At 40.8% G+C, this 24,904-nt stretch carries 25 protein-coding genes; 13 read left to right on the top strand and 12 right to left on the bottom strand.

Translation table 11 applies throughout. The annotated features are described in order from the left end of the window. Positions 1 to 5: 5 nt before the first annotated feature. Together pheS and G9X62_RS00370 are read right to left on the bottom strand one after the other, a co-directional pair. Positions 6 to 1,031, bottom strand: a complete 1,026-nt coding sequence (gene pheS / locus G9X62_RS00365; RefSeq protein WP_223130861.1) for a phenylalanine--tRNA ligase subunit alpha — start codon at positions 1,029 to 1,031, stop codon at positions 6 to 8. Positions 1,032 to 1,039: 8 nt separating this feature from the next. Further along, entirely contained in the window at positions 1,040 to 1,678 is a 639-nt protein-coding gene (locus G9X62_RS00370) for a porin family protein (RefSeq protein ID WP_223130862.1), read from the bottom strand. A 103-nt stretch (positions 1,679 to 1,781) separates the two neighbouring features. On the opposite strand from G9X62_RS00370, the gene radA reads away from it, so the two are divergent. Continuing rightward, the gene (radA, locus tag G9X62_RS00375; RefSeq protein ID WP_223130863.1) at positions 1,782 to 3,161 is read left to right on the top strand and encodes a DNA repair protein RadA; all 1,380 of its coding nucleotides are present in this window, start codon (positions 1,782 to 1,784) and stop codon (positions 3,159 to 3,161) included. Here the strand turns inward: radA and truA are convergent. From truA to G9X62_RS00390, 3 genes are all read right to left on the bottom strand, one after another. Beyond that, a complete protein-coding gene (gene truA, locus G9X62_RS00380; RefSeq protein ID WP_223130864.1) occupies positions 3,133 to 3,897 on the bottom strand; it encodes a tRNA pseudouridine(38-40) synthase TruA in 765 nt (254 codons plus the stop codon). The two genes, radA and truA, sit on opposite strands and share 29 nt — an antisense overlap. A 4-nt stretch (positions 3,898 to 3,901) precedes the next feature. Next, positions 3,902 to 6,133 carry a phosphoribosylformylglycinamidine synthase subunit PurL gene (gene purL / locus G9X62_RS00385; RefSeq protein ID WP_223130865.1) on the bottom strand — a complete coding sequence of 744 codons (2,232 nt, stop codon included), beginning with the start codon at positions 6,131 to 6,133 and terminating at the stop codon, positions 3,902 to 3,904. A gap of 145 nt (positions 6,134 to 6,278) precedes the next feature. Then, on the bottom strand, positions 6,279 to 6,851 hold the full coding sequence (locus tag G9X62_RS00390) for a nucleotidyltransferase family protein (protein ID WP_223130866.1): 573 nt from the start codon (positions 6,849 to 6,851) through the stop codon (positions 6,279 to 6,281). Between the two features lie 64 nt (positions 6,852 to 6,915). Between G9X62_RS00390 and G9X62_RS00395 the strand changes: the two genes are divergently transcribed. From G9X62_RS00395 to G9X62_RS00415, 5 genes are read left to right on the top strand one after another with little or no spacing between them, the layout of a single operon-like run. Further along, positions 6,916 to 8,079: a class I SAM-dependent methyltransferase gene (locus tag G9X62_RS00395; protein WP_223130867.1), complete on the top strand. Its 1,164-nt coding sequence runs from the start codon at positions 6,916 to 6,918 to the stop codon at positions 8,077 to 8,079. 21 nt (positions 8,080 to 8,100) lie between these two features. Next, positions 8,101 to 8,772, top strand: coding sequence for a coiled-coil domain-containing protein (locus G9X62_RS00400; protein WP_223130868.1), 672 nt, complete (start codon positions 8,101 to 8,103; stop codon positions 8,770 to 8,772). Beyond that, positions 8,769 to 9,041, top strand: a complete 273-nt coding sequence (locus tag G9X62_RS00405; protein ID WP_223130869.1) for a hypothetical protein — start codon at positions 8,769 to 8,771, stop codon at positions 9,039 to 9,041. Before G9X62_RS00400 ends, G9X62_RS00405 begins: the two co-directional genes overlap by 4 nt. Position 9,042: 1 nt before the next feature. Further along, positions 9,043 to 9,498 (top strand): hypothetical protein, encoded by a 456-nt coding sequence (locus tag G9X62_RS00410; protein ID WP_223130870.1) that lies wholly within the window; start codon positions 9,043 to 9,045, stop codon positions 9,496 to 9,498. Further along, the gene (locus tag G9X62_RS00415) at positions 9,495 to 10,733 is read left to right on the top strand and encodes a dicarboxylate/amino acid:cation symporter (protein ID WP_223130871.1); all 1,239 of its coding nucleotides are present in this window, start codon (positions 9,495 to 9,497) and stop codon (positions 10,731 to 10,733) included. The genes G9X62_RS00410 and G9X62_RS00415 overlap by 4 nt, the downstream gene beginning before the upstream one ends. On the opposite strand, the gene G9X62_RS00420 is transcribed toward G9X62_RS00415, so the two are convergent. Both G9X62_RS00420 and rbfA read right to left on the bottom strand, forming a co-directional pair. Further along, positions 10,711 to 11,958, bottom strand: coding sequence for an ABC transporter permease (locus tag G9X62_RS00420; protein ID WP_223130872.1), 1,248 nt, complete (start codon positions 11,956 to 11,958; stop codon positions 10,711 to 10,713). The genes G9X62_RS00415 and G9X62_RS00420 overlap by 23 nt on opposite strands. 5 nt (positions 11,959 to 11,963) lie before the next feature. Next, entirely contained in the window at positions 11,964 to 12,359 is a 396-nt protein-coding gene (gene rbfA / locus G9X62_RS00425; RefSeq protein WP_223130873.1) for a 30S ribosome-binding factor RbfA, read from the bottom strand. 101 nt (positions 12,360 to 12,460) lie between these two features. Between rbfA and G9X62_RS00430 the strand changes: the two genes are divergently transcribed. Further along, positions 12,461 to 13,816 (top strand): DUF6427 family protein, encoded by a 1,356-nt coding sequence (locus G9X62_RS00430; protein ID WP_223130874.1) that lies wholly within the window; start codon positions 12,461 to 12,463, stop codon positions 13,814 to 13,816. 1 nt (position 13,817) lies between these two features. Here G9X62_RS00430 and rpiB read toward each other — a convergent pair whose 3' ends face one another. Next, entirely contained in the window at positions 13,818 to 14,261 is a 444-nt protein-coding gene (gene rpiB / locus G9X62_RS00435; RefSeq protein ID WP_223130875.1) for a ribose 5-phosphate isomerase B, read from the bottom strand. A 68-nt stretch (positions 14,262 to 14,329) separates the two neighbouring features. Here rpiB and G9X62_RS00440 point away from each other — a divergent pair, with 68 nt between their 5' ends. After that, positions 14,330 to 15,052 carry an LOG family protein gene (locus G9X62_RS00440; protein ID WP_223130876.1) on the top strand — a complete coding sequence of 241 codons (723 nt, stop codon included), beginning with the start codon at positions 14,330 to 14,332 and terminating at the stop codon, positions 15,050 to 15,052. Here the strand turns inward: G9X62_RS00440 and G9X62_RS00445 are convergent. Further along, complete coding sequence (locus G9X62_RS00445) at positions 15,049 to 16,716, bottom strand: DNA polymerase/3'-5' exonuclease PolX (RefSeq protein WP_223130877.1); 1,668 nt, start codon at positions 16,714 to 16,716, stop codon at positions 15,049 to 15,051. The genes G9X62_RS00440 and G9X62_RS00445 overlap by 4 nt on opposite strands. An 11-nt stretch (positions 16,717 to 16,727) precedes the next feature. Beyond that, positions 16,728 to 17,195, bottom strand: coding sequence for a methylated-DNA--[protein]-cysteine S-methyltransferase (locus G9X62_RS00450; RefSeq protein WP_223130878.1), 468 nt, complete (start codon positions 17,193 to 17,195; stop codon positions 16,728 to 16,730). A gap of 149 nt (positions 17,196 to 17,344) precedes the next feature. Between G9X62_RS00450 and G9X62_RS00455 the strand changes: the two genes are divergently transcribed. Beyond that, positions 17,345 to 18,775 (top strand): circularly permuted type 2 ATP-grasp protein, encoded by a 1,431-nt coding sequence (locus G9X62_RS00455; RefSeq protein ID WP_223130879.1) that lies wholly within the window; start codon positions 17,345 to 17,347, stop codon positions 18,773 to 18,775. Positions 18,776 to 19,102: 327 nt separating this feature from the next. Here G9X62_RS00455 and G9X62_RS00460 read toward each other — a convergent pair whose 3' ends face one another. Then, on the bottom strand, positions 19,103 to 19,609 hold the full coding sequence (locus G9X62_RS00460; protein WP_223130880.1) for a hypothetical protein: 507 nt from the start codon (positions 19,607 to 19,609) through the stop codon (positions 19,103 to 19,105). Between the two features lie 162 nt (positions 19,610 to 19,771). Here G9X62_RS00460 and G9X62_RS00465 point away from each other — a divergent pair, with 162 nt between their 5' ends. Then, complete coding sequence (locus G9X62_RS00465) at positions 19,772 to 20,962, top strand: helix-turn-helix domain-containing protein (RefSeq protein ID WP_223130881.1); 1,191 nt, start codon at positions 19,772 to 19,774, stop codon at positions 20,960 to 20,962. 78 nt (positions 20,963 to 21,040) lie between these two features. Here G9X62_RS00465 and lysA read toward each other — a convergent pair whose 3' ends face one another. Beyond that, positions 21,041 to 22,273, bottom strand: coding sequence for a diaminopimelate decarboxylase (gene lysA / locus G9X62_RS00470; protein ID WP_223130882.1), 1,233 nt, complete (start codon positions 22,271 to 22,273; stop codon positions 21,041 to 21,043). A gap of 40 nt (positions 22,274 to 22,313) precedes the next feature. On the opposite strand from lysA, the gene G9X62_RS00475 reads away from it, so the two are divergent. Genes G9X62_RS00475 through G9X62_RS00485 form a run of 3 tightly spaced genes read left to right on the top strand, consistent with a single transcriptional unit; the run spans position 22,314 to position 24,855 of the window. After that, entirely contained in the window at positions 22,314 to 23,618 is a 1,305-nt protein-coding gene (locus G9X62_RS00475; RefSeq protein ID WP_223130883.1) for an alkaline phosphatase D family protein, read from the top strand. A 3-nt stretch (positions 23,619 to 23,621) separates the two neighbouring features. Further along, positions 23,622 to 24,059 carry an OsmC family protein gene (locus G9X62_RS00480; protein WP_223130884.1) on the top strand — a complete coding sequence of 146 codons (438 nt, stop codon included), beginning with the start codon at positions 23,622 to 23,624 and terminating at the stop codon, positions 24,057 to 24,059. 1 nt (position 24,060) lies between these two features. Then, complete coding sequence (locus tag G9X62_RS00485; protein ID WP_223130885.1) at positions 24,061 to 24,855, top strand: thymidylate synthase; 795 nt, start codon at positions 24,061 to 24,063, stop codon at positions 24,853 to 24,855. The last annotated feature ends 49 nt before the right edge of the window (positions 24,856 to 24,904 follow it).

Genomic DNA, 24,904 nt, shown 5'->3' on the forward strand with positions numbered 1-24,904 from the left:
TCAGATTAATTAAACTGTTTTAAGAAACGAACGTCATTCTCCGTGAATAAACGTAAGTCTTTGATCTGGTATTTTAACATCGTAATCCGCTCGATACCCATTCCAAAGGCAAAGCCATTGTACTTCTTCGAGTCAATTCCCACATTTTCCAAAACGTTCGGATCTACCATTCCGGCTCCGGCAATTTCCACCCAACCGGCTCCTTTGCACACATTACAACCATCACCTTTGCACAATAGACAGGTGATGTCCATTTCAGCACTAGGCTCCGTAAAAGGGAAGTAAGATGGACGGAAACGAACTTTCGTGTCTTTACCGAACATCTCTTTGGCAAAATGATACAAGGTATCTTTCAAATCCTTGAAACTCACTTGCTCGTCCACATAAAGTCCTTCTACTTGGTGGAAAAGACAATGGGCACGCGCTGAAATCGCTTCGTTCCGATACACACGTCCTGGCATCACCGAGCGAATCGGTGGCTTTTGGTGTTGCATCAAGCGAATCTGTACATTAGACGTGTGAGTACGCAATAAAACATCGTCTTGAATCTCTCCAGCCCCTTTTTCGATGAAGAAGGTATCCTGCATTTCGCGTGCTGGGTGATTCGCTGGGAAGTTCAACGCCGTAAAATTATAGAAATCGGTTTCGATCTCCGGTCCATCAGAAACCGAGAAACCCATCCGGTTAAATATCTCCAAAATACGCGCTCTCACCTTCGTCAAAGGATGAAGACTGCCTTGCGAGATCGGATTATACAATGTTAAATCAGAGGGAACCTCGAAGCCAGCCGCATTCCCTGCGAATGATTCTTGCGCTTCTGCAAACTTCGCCTCTGCGGAATTCTTCAAGCCATTCAAGGCCTGTCCCACCTCCCGGCGATTCTCAGCTGGCACATTTTTCAATTCATCAAAAAGCGATGCTAAGCGGCTCTTACGTCCAACAAATTGATTTCTAAAAGAGTCTAACTCGCCCTCATTTGAAATGACAAAAGCGTCGATTTCGGCCTGAAGAGCCTTTATTTGTTCATTCATTTGTGTAATTATAAAATGCGGAAACCAATAGTCGCCTGGTAATAACTCGGTTTTTGGGAATAATTAAAACCGCTAGGGACGGCTACTGTATTCTTCAATTCTGACATCGCGCCTTCGTAACGTAGATCAAGCGATAAGTTTAAGATATCAAATCCAATACCCGCTTGATAAGAGAAGCTAGAGCGATTAATAATTTCTTGAGAAGTGCCTGAAAAATACGATTTAACGGCTGCATCAGGACTTGTCGAAGCTGAAAGAGCATAAGAGGCTACAGGACCGGCTAATACACGCAAGGGACCTAATTTAATCCCAGCTAACAAAGGCACATCTAACGATTTTTGAGAGAAACCCACGACACCTTGATTCGTTGTTAATGAGTTAAGCACATCTACGTTGACTTCTTTCGCTGTAAAATAGACTTCTGGTTGTATAAAAATTGTCCGACCTATGCGGGCAAATGCACCTAATTGATAGCCCGTCTTGTTTTCTAAATTCGTACTCAGGCTAGCTACTTTAACAGAAGAAAGATTAACCCCTCCCTTAATTCCAATTCTGAAATAATCAGCGCGTGAGTGCTTTTGAGCTGTGGCTACAGATAAGATGCCCATTACAAGGGCCATTGTCAATACTGATTTTAAGGCTTTCATCACTATAGTGTTTTATTAACTTGTAAAATTATCCTTTTTCATCCGAAAAAAAAGAAAAAACGAAATCAAAGCGTAAATTTGGGTATAAATATTCCTCCCCAAAATGGCCAAAGCTAAAACGTCTTTTTTCTGTCAATCGTGTGGTCACTCCGCTCCGAAGTGGTTAGGTAAGTGTCCCTCATGCGGAGAATGGAATACGTTCGTGGAGGAATTAGTGGAAGCGACTAATCATCCGGCAGAAGTTTGGAAAACAAAAGGTAGTCCGAAATCTGCTGCGAAGCCTAAGCTATTAAATGAAGTAAGCTTCGAAAACCTTCCTAAACTAACCTGTTCTGACCCCGAATTCAACCGGGTTTTAGGTGGTGGAATCGTTCCTGGCTCCTTAGTATTAATCGGTGGAGAACCAGGCATCGGAAAATCAACCCTTTTATTGCAAGTAGCCCTTTCCTTAACCCAGACGCGTGTTTTATACGTCACTGGAGAGGAATCGGAACAACAAATTAAACTGAGAGCGGATCGTTTAGCTGCGAAATCTGACTCCTTATATATCCTTACGGAGACCAATACACAATCCATTTTTAGGCATTTAGTGGATTTAGAGCCTGAATTAATCATTGTGGATTCAATACAAACGCTGTTTTCTGATCAAATCGAATCCGGCCCGGGTTCCGTATCACAGATTCGGGAATGTGCATTGGAATTAATGCGATTCGCGAAGGAAAGTGGCACTCCTATCTTCTTAGTAGGTCACATTACCAAAGAAGGTTCCATCGCCGGACCTAAAGTCCTAGAGCACCTGGTGGACACCGTTTTACAATTCGAAGGAGATCGTCACATGATCTACCGCATTTTGCGCACAACGAAGAACCGTTTTGGATCGACTTCCGAATTAGGCATCTACGAAATGCTAGGAAGCGGATTACGACCTGTCACTAATCCATCTGAAATCCTCTTATCGCAACGCGATGAACCGTCATCAGGTATCGCCATTGGTACACTGATGGAAGGAAATCGTCCGCTTTTAGTAGAAATCCAATCTTTAGTGAGTGCGTCCTCTTATGGGAATGCCCAAAGAACAGCGAACGGATACGATGGAAAACGATTAAGTATGTTAATCGCCGTTTTAGAAAAAAGAGGGGGCTATAAATTAGCGACGCAAGACGTTTTCTTGAACATTACGGGCGGAATACGGGTAGATGACCCCGCACTCGATTTAGCGACTTGCCTATCCTTAGTCTCTTCTTATGAGGATAAAATCATCGATTCTTCTATCTGTTTTGCGGCAGAGGTAGGCTTAGGAGGAGAATTACGTTCCGTAACGCGAATAGATCAGCGCATCGCTGAGGCAGAGAAATTAGGCTTTAAGGAAATCTGGATCAGCAAGTACAATCTGAAGGGCTTGAATTATAAGCCGAATAAAATCAAGGTACAATCAGCGGCGACCTTGTTGGATGTTATCCTGCACATTTGGCGTCAAAAATAGCCGCCGGATATTCCACTTCTAAGAGATGTAATCCGTGAGCAGGTACGGCACGACCGGCTTTGCAGCGGTCTTTCGAGTCTAAAATTTCTTGCAATTGCGTTTTATTCAAGCGCCCCTGCCCTACTTCTAATAGCGTACCTACCACCGCTCTTACCATTCCACGCAAGAATCGATTGCCTTGAATCGTAAACACCAGTTCTTCCCCTCTCCATGCCCAAGAAGCCTGCATAATGGTACATTCAAAGGTGGCTACTTCCGTTTTTACTTTGGAAAAACATTGGTAATCCGTGTGCTGAAAAAACAGAGCAGCTGCCTCATTCATCGCGTCTACATCTAGTTCAACACCGAAACGATAGGCATAAGCTGAATTAAATGGGCTTTTCGAAGGACTAATACGGTATTCATAAGTTCGCGACAATGCTGCGAATCGCGCATGAAAATCATCTGCCACCTGGTATATTCCTTGAACCGCTAAAGATTCAGGCAACATTCGATTCAAACGAAATACCCAGTTTTCCTTGACTTTTTTGACATCAGGCAAATCGAAATGAGCAAATTGTTGATGCGCATGAACGCCCGTGTCTGTGCGAGAACTTCCGACAATTTCAAGCTGTGAACCGAGCAATAAACTTAATTTATCTTGCAAAACCGACTGAACCGTCGTTGCGTTAGGCTGAATTTGGTAGCCATGAAAAGAGCCGCCATCGTACGAAAAAGCGAGTAGATAGCGGCTCATTTTACTATTTCATTAAAGCAGTTTCTAGAGCTGTATCAAATGATTGATACGCAGCAGCGACAGAGCTCAATACAGCTCCATCCGCCACCATATCCGTTCCTTGAACAGATCCTAGCGCGGAGAATTTAACTCCATGTGCCTGTAAAGCAGATTCAAAGGCCACTTTCTTAGCAGCATCAACTGAAACGACCACACGTGATTGAGCTTCCCCGAACCAAAACGCATCCTGACGAATAGCTGAATCCGAAGTCACTTTAAATCCTAATCCACGAGGGAATGACGATTCCGCTAATGTCACTAACAAACCACCATCGGATACGTCGTGAGCAGATTCAATTAATTTTTCTGTAATTAAAGCCGAAATCGCCTTTTGTACCTTTTGTTCCGTCGCTAATTCAAAATGGGGTGCTGGAGTTGCTTTGATCCCTTTGTATGAATACACATATTCAGAAGAAGCAATATCATTTACCGATTCACCTACTAAATAGATCGCATCACCTTCTTTTTTGAAGTCTAAAGTCATCTTATTCGCGGGATCCTCTAAAATACCCAACATACCGATCGTAGGCGTCGGGAATACTGGACCTTCGTCAGAAGATTGGTTGTAGAAGGAAACGTTTCCACCAGTTACTGGCGTTTCGAATGCCTCACAAGATTTCTTCATCCCTTTGATCGCACCCACAAATTGCCAATAAACTTCTGGAACGTATGGATTACCAAAGTTCAAGCAGTTCGTAATCGCCACCGGCACACCACCCGAACATACGATGTTACGAGCCGCTTCCGCTACCGCCATTGCACATCCTTCTTCCGGATCTGCGTTAACATAACGCGAATTACAATCTACCGTAATAACAATGGATTTTTGAGAACCGTGTACTTTCACTACCGCCGCATCCGAAGGCGCATTCGTGTTGCGATTCGCACGGCCGATTGATGAATCATACTGTTGCGCTACCCACTTCTTTGAAGCGATATTCGGGTGATTCATCATGAAGTTCAAAGCCTTAGGCAATTCTTCTTTAGGCAAATCAGCAACTGAATCTATCTTAAATTTCTTGAATTCTTGGAAGTATGCAGGCTCTTTGTACTCACGGTGGTAAACTGGAGCACCACCACCTAACACTAAATCATCCGCTGGAACGTCAGCTACTAAAACCCCATCTTGATAGAACTCAAGGCGTTTAGTATCTGTAACCGTACCAATTTGCTCGCAATTTAGATCCCACTTATCAAAAATACGTTTCGCTTCTTCCTCACGACCCTTCTCCACTACGATTAACATACGCTCTTGAGACTCAGATAACAAGATCTCAAATGGTTGCATGTTGGGTTGACGTGTAGGAACTTTGGAAAGATCAATAATCATCCCATGCTCTCCTTTCGCAGACATTTCAGACGTCGAGCAAATAATACCCGCCGCACCCATATCTTGAATACCAATCACGCATCCTGCCTCGATGATTTCTAAAGAAGCCTCTAACAACAATTTCTCTTGGAATGGATCCCCTACTTGAACCGCAGGTAATTTCTCCGATGATTTCGCCGTAATATCTTCTGATGCAAAACTTGCACCGCCAATTCCGTCTTTTCCAGTCGCAGATCCCACAATAAACACCGGGTTACCCACGCCGTAAGAAATAGCAGATGCCTGCGTTCCTACTTTTAAAATACCCGCTGAAAACGCATTAACTAGCGGATTTACATTGTAACAATCATCGAATTGAACCTCACCTCCCACGGTAGGAATTCCAAATGCATTACCATAATCCCCAATCCCCTTCACGACACCTTTCACTAACCACTTCGTTTTAGCTAAATCAATATTACCAAAACGTAAGGAATTCAATTGCGCAATCGGACGCGCACCCATCGTGAAAATATCACGGTTGATACCACCCACACCTGTCGCCGCACCTTGGTAAGGCTCTAGTGCAGATGGGTGATTATGTGATTCAATCTTAAAAGCACAACCTAAACCGTCACCTAAATCAACCAAACCGGCATTTTCCTCACCCGCTTTCGCTAACATACGTGGAGAGTCTTTAGGCAAAGTCTTCAACCAAACGATTGAATTCTTGTAGCTACAGTGCTCAGACCACATAACTGAGAAAATCGACAATTCGGTAAAATTAGGCTTGCGACCTAAAATCTCCTGAATGCGATCATACTCTTCGGGCAATAATCCTAATTTTTTGGCTGTTTCGACGGTGGGAAGGGTTCCGATTGATTCCACTTAATTGAGTTTAAAATTGAAATGCAAAGATAGGAAACTTAGCTTAGAGAGCAAAGATTATAGAGTAGAGAGTATAGAGAAAATCATCTAAAATATCTCCTCTATCATCTATAATCTCTACTCTATACTCTATAATCTAAAGTCTTTAAATCCCCCAATACTCCCGATCCTCCGGCACGTCAACATCTCGGAATTTATCAGAAAAGTGAATGATTTCGCAGAGCATCGGATTTTGGCGCCAAAATTTCCCCAATCCCTGGTCTCCACTCCAACGGTTAAACAAAGGACGCAATGCAGATGGTATTAATACCGGTGGAGAATTCACCCCTTGAAATGAGGCGACTATGGCTCTTTCAGGATTAGCCAGCGACGTTAAATTCTTAATGTGGCTAGAGGTCAAAAAAGGCAAATCACATAAGAGCACTAAGACATCTTTGGAGAAATCAATCGTTTTCAAGCCCACTGCCAATGACTCCCCCATACCTTTGTCCCAATGTTCAACCTGAACAAAAGATAAAGTAGGAAACTCCTTTTGTAAATTCTCGATGATACGAATGGATTGATCCACTTCAGCACCTAAACAAACTTGAACTTCTTTACAGACACTAAATGCAAGTCGAATAGACCGCTCTAAAAGGCTTTGGCCTTGGTACACTAATAATTGTTTTGCTTCTCCTAAACGGGACGATGCGCCCGCCGCTAAAATTAATCCGGTCATCTGCTCTATTGAATTTCACTAATTTAAATAAAAATTATTAAAGCAGAGGTGCTAATTTTAGGGAATGCTTCGAGAAAACGAAATCCAATTTATTCAAGAAAACCTCCACAGGGATCCGGTTGCGATTGCCCTGGAAGCAGCAAAATACCCTAATTTAGACATTCCTCAATTAGTGGGCCAAATAAAAGCCAGACAAAAACTCAAGGACAAAATGCCTCATTGGGTGGCGAATGGAAAGGTATTTTTTCCTCCTGCTTTGGCATTAGAGCAATCATCCTCCGAAGAAACGGCAAACTTTAAGGCTTCCCTAATTCACGGAAAAGTCGTGGACCTAACGGGTGGAATGGGTTTAGATAGCTTCGCATTCGCACAAGCAGGCTGCGAGGTGGATTACATCGAAAGACAGGAAGAACTCGCGAAAATCACCACCCTAAATCACTCCGTATTAAAAGCAGGAAACATCCAGCACCACATAGGCGATAGTTTAAAATGGCTTTCAGATTGTGTGGAATTATTCGACTTCCTTTATGTAGATCCAGCCAGAAGAGATGGCGACGGAAACAAAGTCGTCCTATTACAAGATTGTGAACCCAATGCGCTTGAATTAATCCCCTACATAAACGAAAAAACCAGTTTATTGATAAAAACGAGTCCTCTATTGGATTTAGATCGGGCCACAAAAGAATTAGGTGGGGTAGAAAAGATCTATATTGTCTGCTTAAAAAACGAGGTGAAAGAATTGCTCTTTTTAAAGAGGTCTCAATCTTCTGAAGATCCTTCTGTCGAAGTCATTGAATTAAGTCAAGCTGATTCACTATTATTTAAAGGGAATAAATCAATTGAATCTGCAAGCATTTGCGACTTCGGCCCTGTTTCAAACTTCCTCTATGAACCTCATGCAGGTGTACTGAAGGCTGGATTCTTTAAAATGGTAGGTAAAGGATTGAAGAAAATTGCTCCAAACACGCACCTATATACTTCTGAAGACCTACAAACTAATTTTGCAGGAAGAACGTTTGAAGTTTTAGCAGAGGGACCTCTGGAAAAAAAATGGATTCAGGCGGTGTTACCAGCAGGAAAAGCGAATATATCAACCCGAAATTTCCCTATCAAAGCGGATGAAATTCGGAAGAAATTCCAATTGAAAGATGGCGGGGACTTTACGCTTTTTGCATTCAGAGATCATACAAACAAAAACAAGGTTGTCCTAGCTAAAAAAATCTCCTAACTTTAATAAAAATTTCACCTTATGAAAAAGATCGCTATCCTACTTTTCCTTTCTGCTTTTGCCTTCCATGCGTCGGCTCAGGTTTTCTCTGGCATGTCTGAAGTAGATAAATCGAAGAAAGAAGGAGTTTACACTTTCGTTAATACGCAAGAAAAATACGCGAGAGCAAGCTGGAAAGCTTATTTAAGCAAATTTGGTAAGGTAATCGAAGGGAAAAACGGAACATACTCTAGCTCCGATATCAAGATTACTGGAATCTCGGATAGTCCTTTAGTACTAGTTTCTAAAGTTTCCGAAGAAAATAAGAAAGTGAAATTATTCGTCTCTATTGCCACAGGGACTGACGAATACATCCAAACAGGTCACGCAAAATTAAGTGAAACGAGCACTTGGATGGAGGATTTTATCAAAATCGTAGATCTAGAGGAAGCGGTAAGAATCGAGGAAAATAAATTAGCGGAATTAGTCTCAGCTCAAGCGAAGAATAGCAAACAAGCGGAACGTTTAATCCGTGAATTGGACTCTAATGCACGCCAAATAAACAATTTAGAAGAGCGTTTAAAAGAAGCAAAAATCGAAAAAGAAAAGATTTTAACGAATCAGGTACAGAATAAAGTCGATCAAAAAACGAAAGAAGAGGAAATTGCTGCTCAAAAAGCAGCTGTTGAATCTGCGAAACAAAAAATCAAATGAAGAAACTGATCATCGCCTTTTTCACGATTTCCTTATTCTGCAACTTTGGAAGAGTGGAGTATTCCGCGCTCAATCCGAAGGCGAAAACGATTCAAACAGATTCGACGGCCAGAATAGCTGCCTTGAATCCCTCTAAGGCAACGCGTAGCGAGTTACCTTCAGAGCAAGAATCACCGGAAGCTTCTGAAGAAAGTACAGGCTGGGCAAAATATGTTGCATTAGGCATTAAAACCTTTTTTGCGACTTTATTAAAACTCTTGGTAGCTTAATATGCTATCCTACTCAATCTCCACACCTATTCAAGCTCCCATTAGCCACGTAAAAAAACTTTTTACGGCTGATTTGCTGCTTAAATTATCGCCCCCTTTTCCTAGAGTCACCTTGCAGCGATTTGATGGATGTAAAAAAGACGATAACGTCGTTCTCGTTATCAATCTGATTTTCCTACAAGTTACCTGGAGTTCCCTTATTACAGAAGACTTAGAAACAGGGAATGAATGGTACTTTATTGACCAAGGAGTTAAAATGCCTTTCGGACTTCAATATTGGCAGCATAAGCATAGAGTGAAGAAAACCACCGAAGATGCTTGTGAAATTATCGATGAAATTTCATTCGATACCCGCAACGCATTTTTGAATTACCTTCTTTTCCCCTTTCTTTGGGGAATGATTTTCTATAGAAAACCATTTTACAAAAAGTATTTATCCCTCGTCAACCCACTATGAAATTAACCTTAACGAATAAAATTATCATTGGATTTATCCTGGGCCTCGTGCTAGGGGAGTTCTTTTTCCTTTATTTTGAACCAGAAGTTAGCCACGATTTAGGAGCTAAAGTCCAAATCGTTTCCAAGATTTTCCTTCGACTGATCAAAATGATCGTTGGGCCATTAGTATTCTGTACACTCGTTGTAGGTATCGCGAAACTAGGCGACTTCAAGGCAGTTGGACGTATTGGAGCGAAAACCATTGGTTACTTCTATTTTGCGACTATTTTATCATTAGTAACGGGCCTTGTGGTGGTAAACATCACTCAACCGGGTAGTTTGCAAAGTTGGCCTAAACCGGCCTCTGGCACAGAAACAGGTATTGATGCTTCCAAAGCTAAAACAATGGAAGATTTCATCTTGCATATCTTCCCAGATAGCTTTTTCAAGGCTTTGGCTGAAAATGAAATTCTTCAAATCGTCATCTTCTCCCTTTTCTTCGGCGTCGCTTTAGGCTCCATCGGTGAGGTAGGGAAACGCTTAATTCATGTCATTGAAAACTTAGCGGAGGTCATCTTCAAGATGGTGAACTACGTGATGGAAGTGGCACCATACGCGGTATTTGCAGCCATGACAACCGTTGTGGCAAACAAAGGATTAAGCATTTTAATCAGCTACGGCTATTTGATGATCTGCTTTATGGGTGGTCTTTTATTCTTTACTGTGGTTATATTATGGATCATCTGCTTAGCAAACGGCATTCCTTATTGGAAGCTTTTGAAAGAGTTAAAAGAGGCCTTATTGATCTCCTTCTCTACAGCGAGTTCGGAGGCGTCCTTTCCTCAAACAATCGCAGCTTTGGAGAAATTCGGTTGTAGCAGACGTATTGTGGGCTTTGTATTGCCTTTAGGATACAGCTTTAACCTCGATGGGTCGATGTTGTATATGACCTTCGCGACCGGTTTTATTGCGCAGGCTTACGGAGTTCATTTAAGTTTAGAGCAACAAATCACGATGCTATTGACTTTAATGATTACGTCCAAAGGTATTGCCGGCGTACCTCGCGCCTCACTTGTGATTATCGCGGGAACCTTAACGATGTTCAATTTACCAGCGGAAGGAATTGCCTTATTATTAGGGGTGGATCCATTCTTAGATATGGGTAGAACGGTCACTTCAGTAGCAGGAAACGGCGTGGCGACTTGTGTGGTTTCGAAATGGGAAGGAGAATTTAATCCGCCTTTGGCAGATTAATTTTCTGATCAAAGGTTAATTGAACGGCTTTACGAGCTGGGATAATCGAAGCTAAAAAGGTGATCACCATCACCACTAAAGCAGTCATCAAAAAGTCAAACCATTCCATTTGAATGGGATAAGCATCAATCAAAGCGTTCGGGATTCCTAAAGGGATAATTCCGAACGTTTGTTGTATCCAGCCCAAAGCAAAACCAAGTATCATACCCACTAACGCCCCTGAAAAACTAATAAATAGTCCTACGGATAGAAAAATACGCAACAATTGTTGCTGTGTAATGCCCATCGCTAATAAGGTTCGGAGGTCTTTCCGCTTTTCAATAACTAAAAGGGAAAGAGCATAAAAAAGGGTAAAAGACGCAATTCCCATGATGAAGGCCATCAAAATAAACACGAAAAGTTTCTCGATCTTAATGGCACGTAAAAGGATGGCGTGTTGTTGATCTCGCGTTTGAACTTGGAAATTTCCGCCTACAATTTTTTGTATGGCAGACTGAACATCCTGTTCCTGAACACCTTCGGCTAACATTAGCTCGAAACGAGATACTGAGGTAGAATCAGCTAGCGTTAAATCACGCATCCAGCTCAAGGGAACAAGAATCATTTGGTTATCGAAAGTCTGTTCGACCTGCAACACTCCGGAAGGGAAAAAGCCCTTCTGATTTGCCGCTTCTTGAGTCACTTGGAATTTTGCTAATGCCTTTTGATTAGGATACCATGCCTCAATAGGATGGTAAATATCCTCAAAATTCATGCCCATCGCCATAAATACCCCAGCCCCCACCATCCCGAAAGGATGACCATCGTATTCTACGAGGTAATCGCCGTCGACTATTTGGTTTTTCAAACGTTTAGAGCCAATAAAGGTAGAATCAACTCCTTTTAAAGTAACAACTAATTGCTTTCCATTATACCGAATAAGCGCCTGATCTTCTAAAATGGGTTGAACAGATTTCACGCCTGAAACGGAAGCAATCTGTTGAATTTGATTTGGACTTAATGAAAAACGCGTTTCAGAAGTTGATACGATGCTTAAATCGGGATCGAAGGTTTTGAAAAGGCCTTTTTGAAAATCTTCTAATCCATTAAAAACAGATAAGATAAGGACCAAAGCCATGACTTCCACCCCCACCCCTATCATCGAAATACGGGAAATTAAGGTGATAAAACTCGCCTTAAATGGGGAAAAAAAATACCTTTTCGCAACAAATAAGGAAACGCTCATCTTAATTAATCAATTTCGTCAGCCACACGATTAGGAACATCTCCCTCAGCTGGAGGAATCACTAAACCTTCGAACAAGGCTTCAATTTTAGCCGCATAAGCCGCGGTGTCATCTAGGAAGAAAACTAGGTTAGGAATGATCCGCACCTGCTTGCGAATACGATTCGCTAAGGCATTGCGAATGGCTTTGTTTTGAAGCTCGATTTGATCCATCACCGCTTCGCGATCATCAATCAATAAAAAGCTCAAATAACAACGAGCTACCGAAAGATCTGGACTAATTTTCACCTCGGTCACCGTCACCATACCATTTCCAAAAAGCATTTTAAATTCTTTTTGAAAAATATCACTTAAATCTTTCTGTATTTGACGGCCAAATTTTTGCTGACGCTTCGTTTCCATGCTTGCTCTCTATTTTCTAGGTCTTTTTATCTCAAAAAACACCTACAAATTTCATAATAATAATTGGAATCACCGTAATTTAGGGCTTCGTTTAGCCAAATATGTTACAATTTATTAAATCCAACAGCTTAATCTCGATGCTATTCTTTATGGTGGCAGGCGGATTAGCAGCTTTTCTGTATACTCAGCAAGGATTTACCTATTTCCCGTGGGAAATTAAGAACTATTTGATTGGACAAAAACTAAACCAAGGATTTCGTCTATACAAGGACATTCGCGATAATTCCGGTCCATTTGCAACTGGATTTTATCAGTTTCTTGATTTATTGACTATTCCACTTTCCTACAATCCTTTCATCGCCTTTGGACTAATTTCCTTTCAAGCCTTCATTTTCCACCAAACGATTACGACATTTGATTTAATGCCCAAATTAGGTGGATTAGCCTTCTGTACCTACCTTTTACTGTTCCATCTATGTACGGAGTTTCATGTACCTGACCCAGCGCTTATAGGACTAACCTTCCTATTGTTAGCCTGGAAAGAGATCATTCAGCAGCAAAAAACGTTACTAGTAAATGATCGTGTGTTCTTAGTGGGAATCTATTTAGCCACAGCAACCCTATTTTTCCCAGCCTATTTTTGGCTCTTGCCGTGGGCTTTAGTCAGTTTATTATTCTTCTCTGGTATCTCAATTCGCCAGATCATACTTATCATTATCGGTTATCTGATTGTGATGACCATCACTTCCATTGTATTTTCATTCCGTGGAAACCTATCAGATTTAATCCAAGTTTTCCAAAATTCGGCTTTTGAATTCCAATTAATTTCAGCTGAAGAGGCTAAAAAAGTCGTGTTATTTTATTCGCCAGCCATCGTTTTTGGACTGTTTGGGCTTTACAAAGTGGTAGGAAATCCTAAAATCAGGGCGCACGCACAGAAAGCACAACAAACGACGCTTATTTGGTTGTTTTTCAGTCTGATATCGGTGACGAATTTCCCTGCTTATCATCGAATTAACTTCGTTTTCTTACTGCCTCCATTCGCCTATCTGGGGCTTAACCTCTTTTATGTGATCAAAAAGAATTGGCAGCGAGAACTAATATTATGGACCTTAGTGGGTGCAGTAGCGTTAACCTACCAGTTAGACGAACCTAATATCGCTAAACCGAGACGTCTTTCGATTAACCAGGAGAAATTACTCATTTTAGGACCGGAAATGGAGGAGTATTTATACAATCAAATGGCTGGCCCTTTTGTGAACTGGGAATTAGCTAAACCCCTTTTAAGCCAATTGAACACCTATAAAAATGTCATCATTGTACAGGAATATTTCAACAAGGATCAACCTACCTATATCTATGATTCAGAAGGTTACTTTGCCAAAATTGGGCAACACCTTCCCTCTCTCACCCAGCAATATGTGCTCGTGAGTCCTAAATTATACAAAAAGAAATAGCTTAGCAGCAAGAAATTTTGTTCACACGACCTTGGTGACGACCACCCTCAAAAGGTGTATCTAAAAACACCTGTAAACAAGCTTTCGCTTCCTCTAAAGAGATAAAACGCACGGGAAGACAAAGCACGTTCGCGTCATTGTGTTGGCGAACTAATGCGGCTACTTCAGTATTCCAGGCTAGACCAGCGCGAATACTTTGGTGTTTATTGGCTGTAATCGCCACACCATTCGCACTTCCACACAATAATAAACCAAAACTCACCTCCCCTTTTTCAACCGCATCAGCAACAGGATGTGCAAAATCTGGATAATCCACAGAATCAGCAGAATAGGTACCACAATCTTTTACAGAGATACCTTTGGCCTCTAAAAAATCGATCAAATCATTCTTGTAATCAAAACCAGCGTGGTCACCACCTACCGCAAAACTTAAAGGAGCATTCATGAAATTGTGATTTATTTTTTGCAAAGGTAAAAGGAATAGTCCTACATTTAGGAAAGAAATTTAAAAATATGACGGAGAATAACTGGAAAGAGGAAGAAGAGAAAATCAAACAGGCTTTTGGAGATAAGACCTGGGCTCAGATTAAATCAGAGGAATCTTGGCGTATTTTCAAGATTATGAGTGAGTTTGTGGAAGGCATTGATAAATTATCCAAAATTGGTCCCTGTGTTTCCATTTTTGGATCTGCTAGAACAAGCCCAGAAAGTCCTTATTACAAGATAGCAGAAGAAATTGCGGCGAAACTAGTGCGCCACGGTTATGGTGTCATCACCGGAGGTGGACCAGGAATTATGGAAGCTGGAAATAAAGGTGCTGCGAGCGAAAGAGGCCGTAGTGTGGGTTTAAACATCGAATTACCTTTCGAACAGACGCCTAATCCCTATATCGATTCAGATAAAAATATGAACTTTGACTTCTTCTTTGTGCGCAAAGTGATGTTCGTGAAGTATTCCCAAGGTTTTATTATTATGCCGGGTGGATTTGGGACATTAGATGAAATGTTTGAATCATTGACCCTCATTCAAACCCATAAAATAGGGCGTTTCCCGGTTGTTTTGGTGGGAAAAGACTATTGGAGCGGCCTAATCGACTGGATGAAAAAGACAATGGTTGCCGCTGGCAATATCCACGAAGAAGATTTGGAATTATTTGCCTTAGTGGATACACCTACAGAGGCTGTGCGCGTAATTGACGAATTCTATGCGAAGTATTTACTGAAACCGAATTTCTAGTTTTTAGTGAAAAAGTTTTTGATATCGGCCAAAGACAAAGCATTCAAAGTCAACTCTTTTAAAAGGCCCCCTTTGCGACCCACTTTGACACCCCATTCCATATCCTGTAAACCGGCAATTGAGTGGGCATCCGGATTAATAGAGACAAATAAGCCCTTATCCATCGCCTCATAGATATAACGCCAGTCTAAGTCCAAACGATAAGGACTGGCATTTAATTCAATACTCACTCCATTCGCCTTGCAAGCATCTAAGATCTTCGACATTTGTAAGGAAAAGCCAGGTCTTGCTAGTAATAAACGTCCCGTCGGATGACCTAAAATAGACGTATACGGATTTTCAATGGCCTTCAACACGCGAGGCATAGCCTTCTCTAAATCCATCGTTAATCCAGCATGAACGGATGCCACTACATAATCAAAAGAGGCCAACACTGAGGCATCATAATCCAGATTACCATCCGGCAAAATATCCGCTTCGATCCCTTTTAAAATTTGAAAATCGGTCCATTGCGAATTCAAACGATCTATTTCTTCGTGTTGACGAATGACATCCTCCTCCTTCAATCCTCCTGCATAGGCAGCATATTTAGAGTGATCAGCAATTCCGAAATAACGCAAACCTAAAGTTCGACAGGCTTCCGCCATCTCACTAAGTGTATTCTTACCATCTGAATAAGTGGAATGATTGTGTAAACATCCTTGCAAATCAGCGTATTGAATTAAAGCCTTATCTCCGTGTTTAGCATACCAGTCAAATTCCTGTAAACCCTCCCTCATTTCAGGAACGATATACGGCAATTGTTGAGCTGTGTAGATCTCAAACTCTCCTTTCAACTCCTTACCGTCAAATCGCTCATAAAATTGAACCTGAGCTAAGTGATCTGGCGCCGCTGATAAAGCATATAATTTAGATACAAATTCACTAGCAGAGGCAAAGTGAATTTCAATGGGAATCAAATGATCTTTCGCAAAGCCTCTCCACGTAAATGGTGAGGACTCTTTCATATCTTCCTCTAAACCTTCTACTGATTGCAACAATCCAGACGCTCCAAACAAGTCGTTTGTTTCCACTAAAAAAACTAAGGAATTAATCACCTCACAATGACGGCGCAATTCGCCAGCAATGGAGACATGAGAGAAAAGGCCAGTTAATGCTTGGGCAATTTCATCGGCTAAATCCTGCGCCTTATTAATACGCAATTTGCTGGAATTTGATTTGATAAAACGGATATTCAGTGTCACACTTTCCACTACTGCCCCACCAAATCCTTTGAGATTCGCTAGACGACCATCCTCACAAGCCGCTAAAAGGTCATCAATTTTGGTAATTTGTAATTCCTGCCAAATCGTCCTAACCTTTTTAGGACCTAAGCCCTTTATCTTCAACAAGGTTAATAAACCAGCTGGTGTTTGTTCTATAATCTGATCTAAATCAGGACAAGTTCCTGTAGCGGCCACATCTTGCACGATTTTGACAACCACTTTTCCTACTCCGGGAATCCCTAACAATTGCTCTTCTGACAACGACGAGATTAAACCAGGGAATTTATCAAGGCCACGCGCTGCAAAAGCGAGATTCTTACTTTTGAATTCATTTACACCATGTAAATCCCAAAGCTTAACTAAAAGTTCAAGTGCGTCGACGATTTGATCATTATCCATAGACAAATATACTAAAATAGCGTAGCTCCTTCCTTCGCAAGTAACCATTCCTTCCGCCACAATCCTCCACTATACCCTACCAGATTTCCAGTAGAACCTATCACGCGGTGACAAGGATGGAAGAGTAAAATGGGGTTTTGGCCATTTGCATTACCTACTGCCTGCGCTCCTTTAGGCATTTCTAAGCGTTTCGCAATTTCCGCATAGGTAGTGGTGGAACCAGCAGGAATTCCTTTCAAGGCCGACCAAACTTTTTGTTGAAAGGGAGTCCCAATAGTTGGATCAATGGGAAAATCTTGTAAAATGCCTGTATCAAAGAACGATTGCAAAATGTCTTTAATCCGCTGAATATCAACAGGATGATTTTCGGTAGTTGTTCCTTCCTCCTCTACAAAAGTACAAGAGCGCAAACCAGCATCTGCTAATTCCAAACGTAAAATGCCAATAGGGCTGATGAAATAAAATTCTGAGTGTAACATAAGAACTCAATTTCTCACAAAAAATGGTAAATTTCCAATAATTAAGAGGCTAAAATTGGAAATTTTGAAATTTAAGTCTGTTTTGGAAAATCAAAACAAAAATAAAATTCTAAATTATCTTCATATCAAGCATTTTAACATATCATACCATGAATTTCTCCTTTAACAACTATGATCCGGAAGGCTTTTTCGATGAAATGTTCGAAGCGGACGGAAGTGTACGCATTGGATACGAACACTTTAAAGAACGCGTGGAACAACTCAGCAAAGAGGAATTTTTAAGCCGTCAACAATCCGCAGAAAGAGCCTTAATGGCCATGGGAATCACGTTTAATGTCTATTCAGAAAACGAAGGAACCGAGCGCATCATGCCGGTGGACATTATTCCGCGCATTGTTGAAGCAAAAGAATGGGAGAAAATCGAAAAAGGATTAATTCAACGAATCACTGCCTTGAATTTATTTTTAAATGATATTTATTCAGACCAAAAAATCATCAAAGACGGGATCATTCCCGCTGAAGTGATTAACTCTTCTAAAGATTTTCTAAAAGCTTGTATCGGCATAAAGCCTGCCAAAAACATCTACATCCACATTACTGGAACCGATTTAATTCGAGGTAGCGATGGGGAATACATGATTTTAGAGGACAACTTACGCTGCCCTTCAGGTGTATCCTACATGATGGAAAACAGAGAGCTATTAAAGCAAACCTTTCCGGAAGTAGTAGCCAAAACCCAAATCAGACCCATTTCTGATTATCCTAATAAGTTATTAGAAATGCTGCGTTTCATCAGCGATCGACCAGATCCGACCGTCGTAGTTTTAACGCCAGGAATCTATAATTCTGCCTATTTTGAACATTCCTACCTAGCTCAACAAATGGGGGTGGAATTAGTCGATGCGCGTGATTTAGTCGTACACGAGGGGTATGTCAAAATGCGCACTACTAAAGGTTTCCAAATCGTCGATGTTATCTACCGCCGGATTGATGACACATTTTTAGACCCTAACGTCTTTAATCCAGACTCAATGATAGGTATCCCAGGCATATTCGAAGTCTATAAAAATGGCAAAGTGGCGATAGCTAATGCGCCCGGAACCGGTGTTGCTGATGACAAAGTGATTTATGCCTATGTTCCTCGAATAATTAAGTATTATCTAAACGAGGAACCAATTATTCAAAATGTCAAAACCTACATTTGCGCGGAAGAAGAAGATCGCAATTATGTCTTAGCCAATATTGAGAAATTAGTGGTGAAAGAAGCGAATGAGGCTGGAGGTTATGGCATGTTAATAGGGCCAAAATCAACCAAGGAAGAACAAGAAAAATTCAAAGCCCTCATCCTCAGCAATCCAAGAAATTATATCGCACAACCGACCATCTCTTTATCCCGAGTACCTTGTTTAATCGAGGACCATGCGGAAGGTCGCCACGTGGATTTAAGACCCTATATTCTGTATGGAGATGGGGTAAATGTGATGCCAGGAGGTTTAACGCGAGTGGCGTTGAGAAAAGGTTCGCTAGTCGTTAACTCTTCGCAAGGGGGTGGGTCGAAGGATACGTGGGTTATGTATTAGGAATTCGGGTTCTGAATCGTCGACAGGTCAAATGATTCAGAACCCGAATTCCTATTACATATCTGGAACAAAATAAGAATCAAATGAATTCGCCCCTACATTTTTAATACATATCAAGGGAAATGAAAGATCAAATGATTCAGAACCCGAATTCCTATTACATATCTGGAACAAAATAAGAATCAAATGAATTCGCCCCTACATTTTTAATACATACCAAGGGAAAGTCGACAGTAGCTAGTAGTCAGTGGACAGTATTTGTGAATAGATACTGATTACTGACTACTACCCACTGGATACTGTCCACAAAAAACTGCCTACTGATTACTACTTGAATAAGCTCATAATTCCGGCAGTGTCATAGGCTAACCACTCCTGCACGATCTTCCCGTTTTTAATCAGGTCTACCGCACTTATAACCACTTTTACCGTTTTATCCCCTTTGGTTAATGCAGCATATTGATATGAAATCACATAATTGTTTGCCTCTTTCATATTTTTATTTTTGTGTACGTATTCCCAAATAGGAGCTACTTTCTCAAATTTCACAGAAATCCCATTTGCTTTTAAGGCTTTGAGAAAAGCCACATTCTGAGTTAAATTCTTTTCCTCGAGATTATCGTGGAATTTCACCTTTTCCGCATAAAAAGATTTGTAAGTGACTGTATCCAACGCTTCTAAGGCTTTAATTGAATTTAAAACCCATTTTGTGTTGGGTGATTGCTCCAAGCTATACCCAGAATTAAAACCGGTTTCGGCATTACCTTCATGAGAAACGGATTGACCAGATGCAAAAGCTGAAATGGTCAAAAATACAAAGACTAATTTTTTCATTAGAATTAAGATTATATGTTTAACAATGACGCAATTTGGAAAGAGGAAAGAAAAGTGACATCTAAAAATGAATCATTTATGTTCCACTTTGCGAGGATGGAACAAAATGAATTACTAATTTTTTATTTATCTTGGAAATGATTAGACAAAAACGCTTGCATTATGGGCATTATTTTTCCCTTATTTGGCATATTTACCTCCTTTATACTGATCTATTACTTAAGTTCATTAAATAGATCTAATGCTTTTTTAGCGCTATTTTTCTTGTGCTGCAATTGGGTGGTTCTTGTTTATTATGGGTTGCATTATACCCAAGATCTATTCTGGGAAGGTATTTGTTTTGTCCACTTCTTACCTCTCTCCTATTTATTAGGTCCGTTTTTATTTTATTACGTAAAAACGCTCGTGACTGATAAGCGAAAACTAGAAAAAATCGATTTAATTCACCTTATTCCTGCTGTATTTATAGCTTTCAATTGCCTACCATTTACCACTTTACCCTTTGAGCAAAAAGCTAAAATTGCCCACGAAATCATTAATATAACGGAGAAATACACACTTGATTTCCAATTTGTTTCGTTTGAATTTATTCTTGTATCTAGATCATTACATTTACTTGCCTATTGCCTTTTCTCATTGGTCTATTTTACTGTTCATTCCCAAAGAACAAAGACTAAATTGGGACAGTTGTCAACGAATCACGGGATTTTAAAAAGATGGATATATTTATTATGTGCTATTCAATTCATCATATCAAGCAATAGTGTCTTGCATATGTTAACGGTAGTGGGTATTCATTTTGACTTTCAAAGTGATGCCTACACACAAATTTTCACTTCAAAAAAACATTATTTTGCCGTGGCCGGAGGAGGTTTTTTTCTTCAAAATTTATTCTTGTTTTTATTTCCCAAAATTCTCTACGGTAACGTATCATTTATTCCAGACAAAGTCAGTACTAATTTGATTCGTGATATCAAATATAATCTTCCTAAGAAAAGAGATTTTGTAGAGACCAACCAGGAATTCAAAGAAGAAATAGCTACTTATTTGCTTTCCCTTCCTTTCACAAAAAAGGAATTCTCTATAGCACAAATGTCATTTGATTTAAAAATTCCCGAAAGAACGCTTTCTCTCTATTTCAACACGTCACTAGGTTTATCATTTAGCGAATGGAGAAAAAAAATACGCATTGACTATGCAATTCAAATGATTGATTCAGGTGATTCTAAAAAAATCACCATTGAAGGCATTTCCTCTAATGCCGGTTTTGCCTCCAGATCAAAATTTATCGATGCCTTCAAGGAACAGACAGGTATAACTCCATCTGCGTATATTAAATCATTAGAAAAATAGTAATTACTCTAGCAGCTTAAGTCTATAGCCATCATATTCATCAAAAAAGGGGCTAATGCCCCCTTTTTTGATGAATCTCTACTCTTGATTACGTAGTATATCCTCCAGCGTCTCTCTCTTCCGAACCACCCGTGCAACACCGCCATCTACTAACACTTCTGCTGGCAGGAAACGGGAATTATAATGAGAAGCCATAGTAAATCCATAGGCCCCTGCATTCGCTAAGGCAATGATATCGCCTTCCTTTACTTCATTTAATAAACGCTCGTTTTGTTTGCCATGGAAGTCAAAAGAAAAGGTATCCGTTTCACAGATATAGCCAGTCACACGGTAATCTATTTGCTTCGAAGTATCTTGATTCGAAGCATTAAATATATAGTGATAAGAACCGTACATCATGGGGCGTATCAGGTGATTCAAACCGGAATTGATTCCAACAAATGTTTTAACTGGATCGCGTTTTACTACATTGGTTTCTGCTAGGAAAGTTCCTGATTCGCTTACTAAAAACTTGCCTGGTTCTACCCAAAGGCGCAATTCCCGGCCATATTTAGCACAGAAAGCGCGGAAAGCGTCGCTCATGATTTGGCCTACTTCTTGCATATTTACTCCTGGATCTTCTGGAGAATAAGGAACTTTGAATCCACCACCTAGATCGATGATTTGCAAGTCCTTGAAGTCATAAGCAAAATCAAAAAGGGCCGATGCAGCTTGCTCAAACGTCTTTCCGTCTTTAATATCAGAACCGGTATGCTGGTGCAAACCGATTACATGGATTTTATATTTTTCTACAATAGCTAGGATTTCGGCTTTTTGGTGGATCGAAATACCAAATTTCGATTCTGGATGGGCCGTCATAATCTTCTCATTTCCCCCACCAAAAACGTGTGGCTTGATTCGAATTAAGCAGGGCTGAGTCGAACCGTAGGTTTGGCCAAATTTTTCTAAGACCGATAAATTATCGAGGTTGACGATGGCACCTTTGGAAACCGCATATTCAATCTCTGAAAAATGAACTCCAGAGGGTGTAAAGGTAATATTAGAACCTTCATAGCCGGCAATTAAACCTAGCTCTAATTCTTGTGGTGATACGACATCCATATCGACTCCATTCTCGCGCATTAGGCGTAAAATGGATAAATTCGTGTTCGCCTTCGCAGCATATTTTATGGTCAAGTCAATTCCTTCAAAAGCACTCCTCAAAACCGAGATTTTTTCCCTAATTTTGTCAGCATCGTATACATAGAGTGGAGTACCAAATTCTTTGGCCAAATCTGTTAAAGGAATGTTCTGAATTGAATAATATGCCATAGCGAAATTTGTAAGCCACAAAGATACTAATCTAACGAATATGAAAAGAATATTAATCGCCTTATTCCTTGCAGCGCCACTTTTAGCGAGTGCGCAAATCAAGAGTGGACCGATGTTAGGCTATTCTGAAATGAAGGAAGTTTTGGTTTGGGTACAGACCGAGAAACCAGCGGATGTTAGCATTCAATACTGGGAGAAGGGTGATAAAACGATACATAAGACGGATCCCGTACATACCGAGAAAACAACAGCATTCATCGCACGAATCATCGCTGATGAGGTAACAATGGGCAAAAAATACGAATACGAAGTACTCGTGAATGGCAAAAAAATGGCATTTAATTATCCATTGGAGTTCCAAACACAGGAACTTTGGCAATACCGTAAAGATCCACCTGCCTTCTCTTTCCTTTTTGGAACGTGTAACTATGTAAACGAAGAAGCAACCGATCGCCCTGGACGTCCTTATGGTGGTGCAGATGAGGTCTATGCATCGATGTACTTGAAGAAACCTGATTTCATGTTATGGGGAGGTGATAATTTTTATTACCGCGAACCGGATTATACGAGAACGGGAATGATACACCGGAATGATCATGCGCGTGCCGTAAAGTCAATACAACCCTTATTAGGAAGTGTACATCAATACGCGATTTGGGACGATCACGATTACGGCCCAAATGATGCAGATCGCTCATTTCCTTTGAAATACACTTCTTTAGAGATGTTCAAAATGTATTGGGGAAATCCGAATTATGCCTTTCCAAACGAAGGTATTACCGGGAAATTCCAATGGGCTGATGTGGAATTCTTTTTGATGGATGACCGGTGGAATAAAGCTCCAAACGAGCTAAATGACCCAAATAAAGATTACTGGGGTGCTAAGCAAATGACTTGGTTATTGGATCAGTTGTCCACTTCTAGAGCTAGTTTCAAAATAATCGTCAACGGAGGTCAGGTCGTAAGCCCTGCCAAAGTATTCGAAAACATGGCGAACTACGAGGCAGAGAGAACGTATTTATTGAAAGAATTAAAGAACAGAAAAATCCCGGGAGTGCTCTTTTTCACAGGCGATCGACATATTTCAGATCTTAATAAATTAGAGCGCGAAGGCACCTATCCTTTGTATGACTTGACGGTTTCTCCAATGACAGCAGGAAAGGCCGATGCGGTGAAGCTAGATTATAACGAGACCTTGGTTCCTGGGACTTTGGTTCAGGAAAGAGCCTTCTCTAAAATTGAAGTGACTGGTCCATTGAAGGATCGCACGTTAACCATTACCCTTTTCAATGTTAAAGGAGAGGTGTTATGGACCAAAGAACTGAAATCCAATTTATTAAAATAAGCCATGGAAGTAGTATTAAATCGCTTAGATCAAGATTTTCATTTTGAGGCCAAAGGCTCCTCTCCCATCCCCGTGCACATCGATGCGGCGGAAGGTATTGGCGGACACAATGCGGGCGCACGTCCCATGGAACTACTTTTAATGGGCTTAGGTGGTTGCACGGCCATTGATGTTATTCTTATTTTAAAGAAGCAACGTCAAATCGTAGAGGACTTCCAAATCCGTGTTTCAGGCGATCGCGAAAAGATCGAAGGAACGGAGAAAACCCCCTTCCGTCAGATCAACATACAATTTGAATTAAAAGGCCAAATCGACGGCTCAAAAGCCCTAAAAGCGATTCAAATGTCTATGGACAAATACTGTTCAGCTACCGCTCAATTAGAGCCTAGCTCAACCATTACTCATACCTTAGTTTTAAACGGAGAAAAATTCGACGCCTAATATGCAAGCCTACTTAGATTTATTAACCCACATTAAAGAAAACGGCACCTTCAAATCTGATCGCACAGGTACGGGTACGACGAGCGTTTTTGGCTACCAAATGCGCTTTAACCTAGAAGAAGGTTTCCCTTTAGTTACAACGAAGAAAACGCACTTAAAATCGATCATTCATGAATTATTGTGGTTCTTAAATGGCGAAACAAATATTGGTTATTTGACTGAGAATGGTGTGCGTATTTGGGATGAATGGGCAGACGAAAACGGAGATCTAGGTCCTGTTTACGGAAAGCAATGGAGAAGCTGGGAAGGTGCAAATGGTGTGGTGATTGACCAAATCAAAGAGGCCGTTCACACACTTAAAACAAACCCTGACTCCCGTCGCATCATTGTGAGTGCCTGGAACGTAGCAGACCTGCCTAAAATGGCACTAATGCCTTGCCATGCCTTCTTTCAGTTCTATGTGGCGAACGGAAAGCTTTCTTGTCAATTATACCAACGCTCTGCAGACGTATTCTTGGGAGTTCCCTTCAACATCGCTTCTTATGCCTTATTGACGATGATGATGGCGCAAGTATGTGATTTAGGTCTAGGTGATTTTATTTGGACGGGTGGAGACACTCACCTATACAGCAATCATATGGAGCAAGTGGATCTGCAATTAACGCGCACTCCACGTGCCTTACCTACGATGAAGATCAATCCCGAGGTGAAGGATATTTTGGATTTCAAATACGAAGACTTTACGCTGGAAGGATACGATCCTTATCCGGGGATTAAGGCGCCTGTCGCCGTGTAGTTTTCATTCCATTCAAAATTGTGCTTCGCAATAATTTAGAGAATTTCAC

The organism is Aquirufa lenticrescens (assembly GCF_019916085.1).
Classification (GTDB): domain Bacteria; phylum Bacteroidota; class Bacteroidia; order Cytophagales; family Spirosomataceae; genus Aquirufa; species Aquirufa lenticrescens.

Excerpts from the sequence above, each read along its gene's own strand:
- G9X62_RS00445 (WP_223130877.1), bottom strand. The coding sequence starts at position 16,716 with ATGGATAATGATCAAATCGTCGACGCACTTGAACTTTTAGTTAAGCTT.
- G9X62_RS00420 (WP_223130872.1), bottom strand. The coding sequence starts at position 11,958 with ATGAGCGTTTCCTTATTTGTTGCGAAAAGGTATTTTTTTTCCCCATTT.
- G9X62_RS00410 (WP_223130870.1), top strand. The coding sequence starts at position 9,043 with ATGCTATCCTACTCAATCTCCACACCTATTCAAGCTCCCATTAGCCAC.
- G9X62_RS00400 (WP_223130868.1), top strand. The coding sequence starts at position 8,101 with ATGAAAAAGATCGCTATCCTACTTTTCCTTTCTGCTTTTGCCTTCCAT.
- G9X62_RS00450 (WP_223130878.1), bottom strand. The coding sequence starts at position 17,195 with ATGTTACACTCAGAATTTTATTTCATCAGCCCTATTGGCATTTTACGT.
- G9X62_RS00415 (WP_223130871.1), top strand. The coding sequence starts at position 9,495 with ATGAAATTAACCTTAACGAATAAAATTATCATTGGATTTATCCTGGGC.
- G9X62_RS00480 (WP_223130884.1), top strand. The coding sequence starts at position 23,622 with ATGGAAGTAGTATTAAATCGCTTAGATCAAGATTTTCATTTTGAGGCC.
- G9X62_RS00370 (WP_223130862.1), bottom strand. The coding sequence starts at position 1,678 with ATGAAAGCCTTAAAATCAGTATTGACAATGGCCCTTGTAATGGGCATC.
- truA (WP_223130864.1), bottom strand. The coding sequence starts at position 3,897 with ATGAGCCGCTATCTACTCGCTTTTTCGTACGATGGCGGCTCTTTTCAT.
- pheS (WP_223130861.1), bottom strand. The coding sequence starts at position 1,031 with ATGAATGAACAAATAAAGGCTCTTCAGGCCGAAATCGACGCTTTTGTC.
- G9X62_RS00460 (WP_223130880.1), bottom strand. The coding sequence starts at position 19,609 with ATGAAAAAATTAGTCTTTGTATTTTTGACCATTTCAGCTTTTGCATCT.
- G9X62_RS00440 (WP_223130876.1), top strand. The coding sequence starts at position 14,330 with ATGACGGAGAATAACTGGAAAGAGGAAGAAGAGAAAATCAAACAGGCT.
- G9X62_RS00390 (WP_223130866.1), bottom strand. The coding sequence starts at position 6,851 with ATGACCGGATTAATTTTAGCGGCGGGCGCATCGTCCCGTTTAGGAGAA.
- G9X62_RS00405 (WP_223130869.1), top strand. The coding sequence starts at position 8,769 with ATGAAGAAACTGATCATCGCCTTTTTCACGATTTCCTTATTCTGCAAC.
- G9X62_RS00485 (WP_223130885.1), top strand. The coding sequence starts at position 24,061 with ATGCAAGCCTACTTAGATTTATTAACCCACATTAAAGAAAACGGCACC.
- rbfA (WP_223130873.1), bottom strand. The coding sequence starts at position 12,359 with ATGGAAACGAAGCGTCAGCAAAAATTTGGCCGTCAAATACAGAAAGAT.
- radA (WP_223130863.1), top strand. The coding sequence starts at position 1,782 with ATGGCCAAAGCTAAAACGTCTTTTTTCTGTCAATCGTGTGGTCACTCC.
- G9X62_RS00455 (WP_223130879.1), top strand. The coding sequence starts at position 17,345 with ATGAATTTCTCCTTTAACAACTATGATCCGGAAGGCTTTTTCGATGAA.
- rpiB (WP_223130875.1), bottom strand. The coding sequence starts at position 14,261 with ATGAATGCTCCTTTAAGTTTTGCGGTAGGTGGTGACCACGCTGGTTTT.
- G9X62_RS00475 (WP_223130883.1), top strand. The coding sequence starts at position 22,314 with ATGAAAAGAATATTAATCGCCTTATTCCTTGCAGCGCCACTTTTAGCG.
- G9X62_RS00395 (WP_223130867.1), top strand. The coding sequence starts at position 6,916 with ATGCTTCGAGAAAACGAAATCCAATTTATTCAAGAAAACCTCCACAGG.
- G9X62_RS00465 (WP_223130881.1), top strand. The coding sequence starts at position 19,772 with ATGGGCATTATTTTTCCCTTATTTGGCATATTTACCTCCTTTATACTG.
- lysA (WP_223130882.1), bottom strand. The coding sequence starts at position 22,273 with ATGGCATATTATTCAATTCAGAACATTCCTTTAACAGATTTGGCCAAA.
- G9X62_RS00430 (WP_223130874.1), top strand. The coding sequence starts at position 12,461 with ATGTTACAATTTATTAAATCCAACAGCTTAATCTCGATGCTATTCTTT.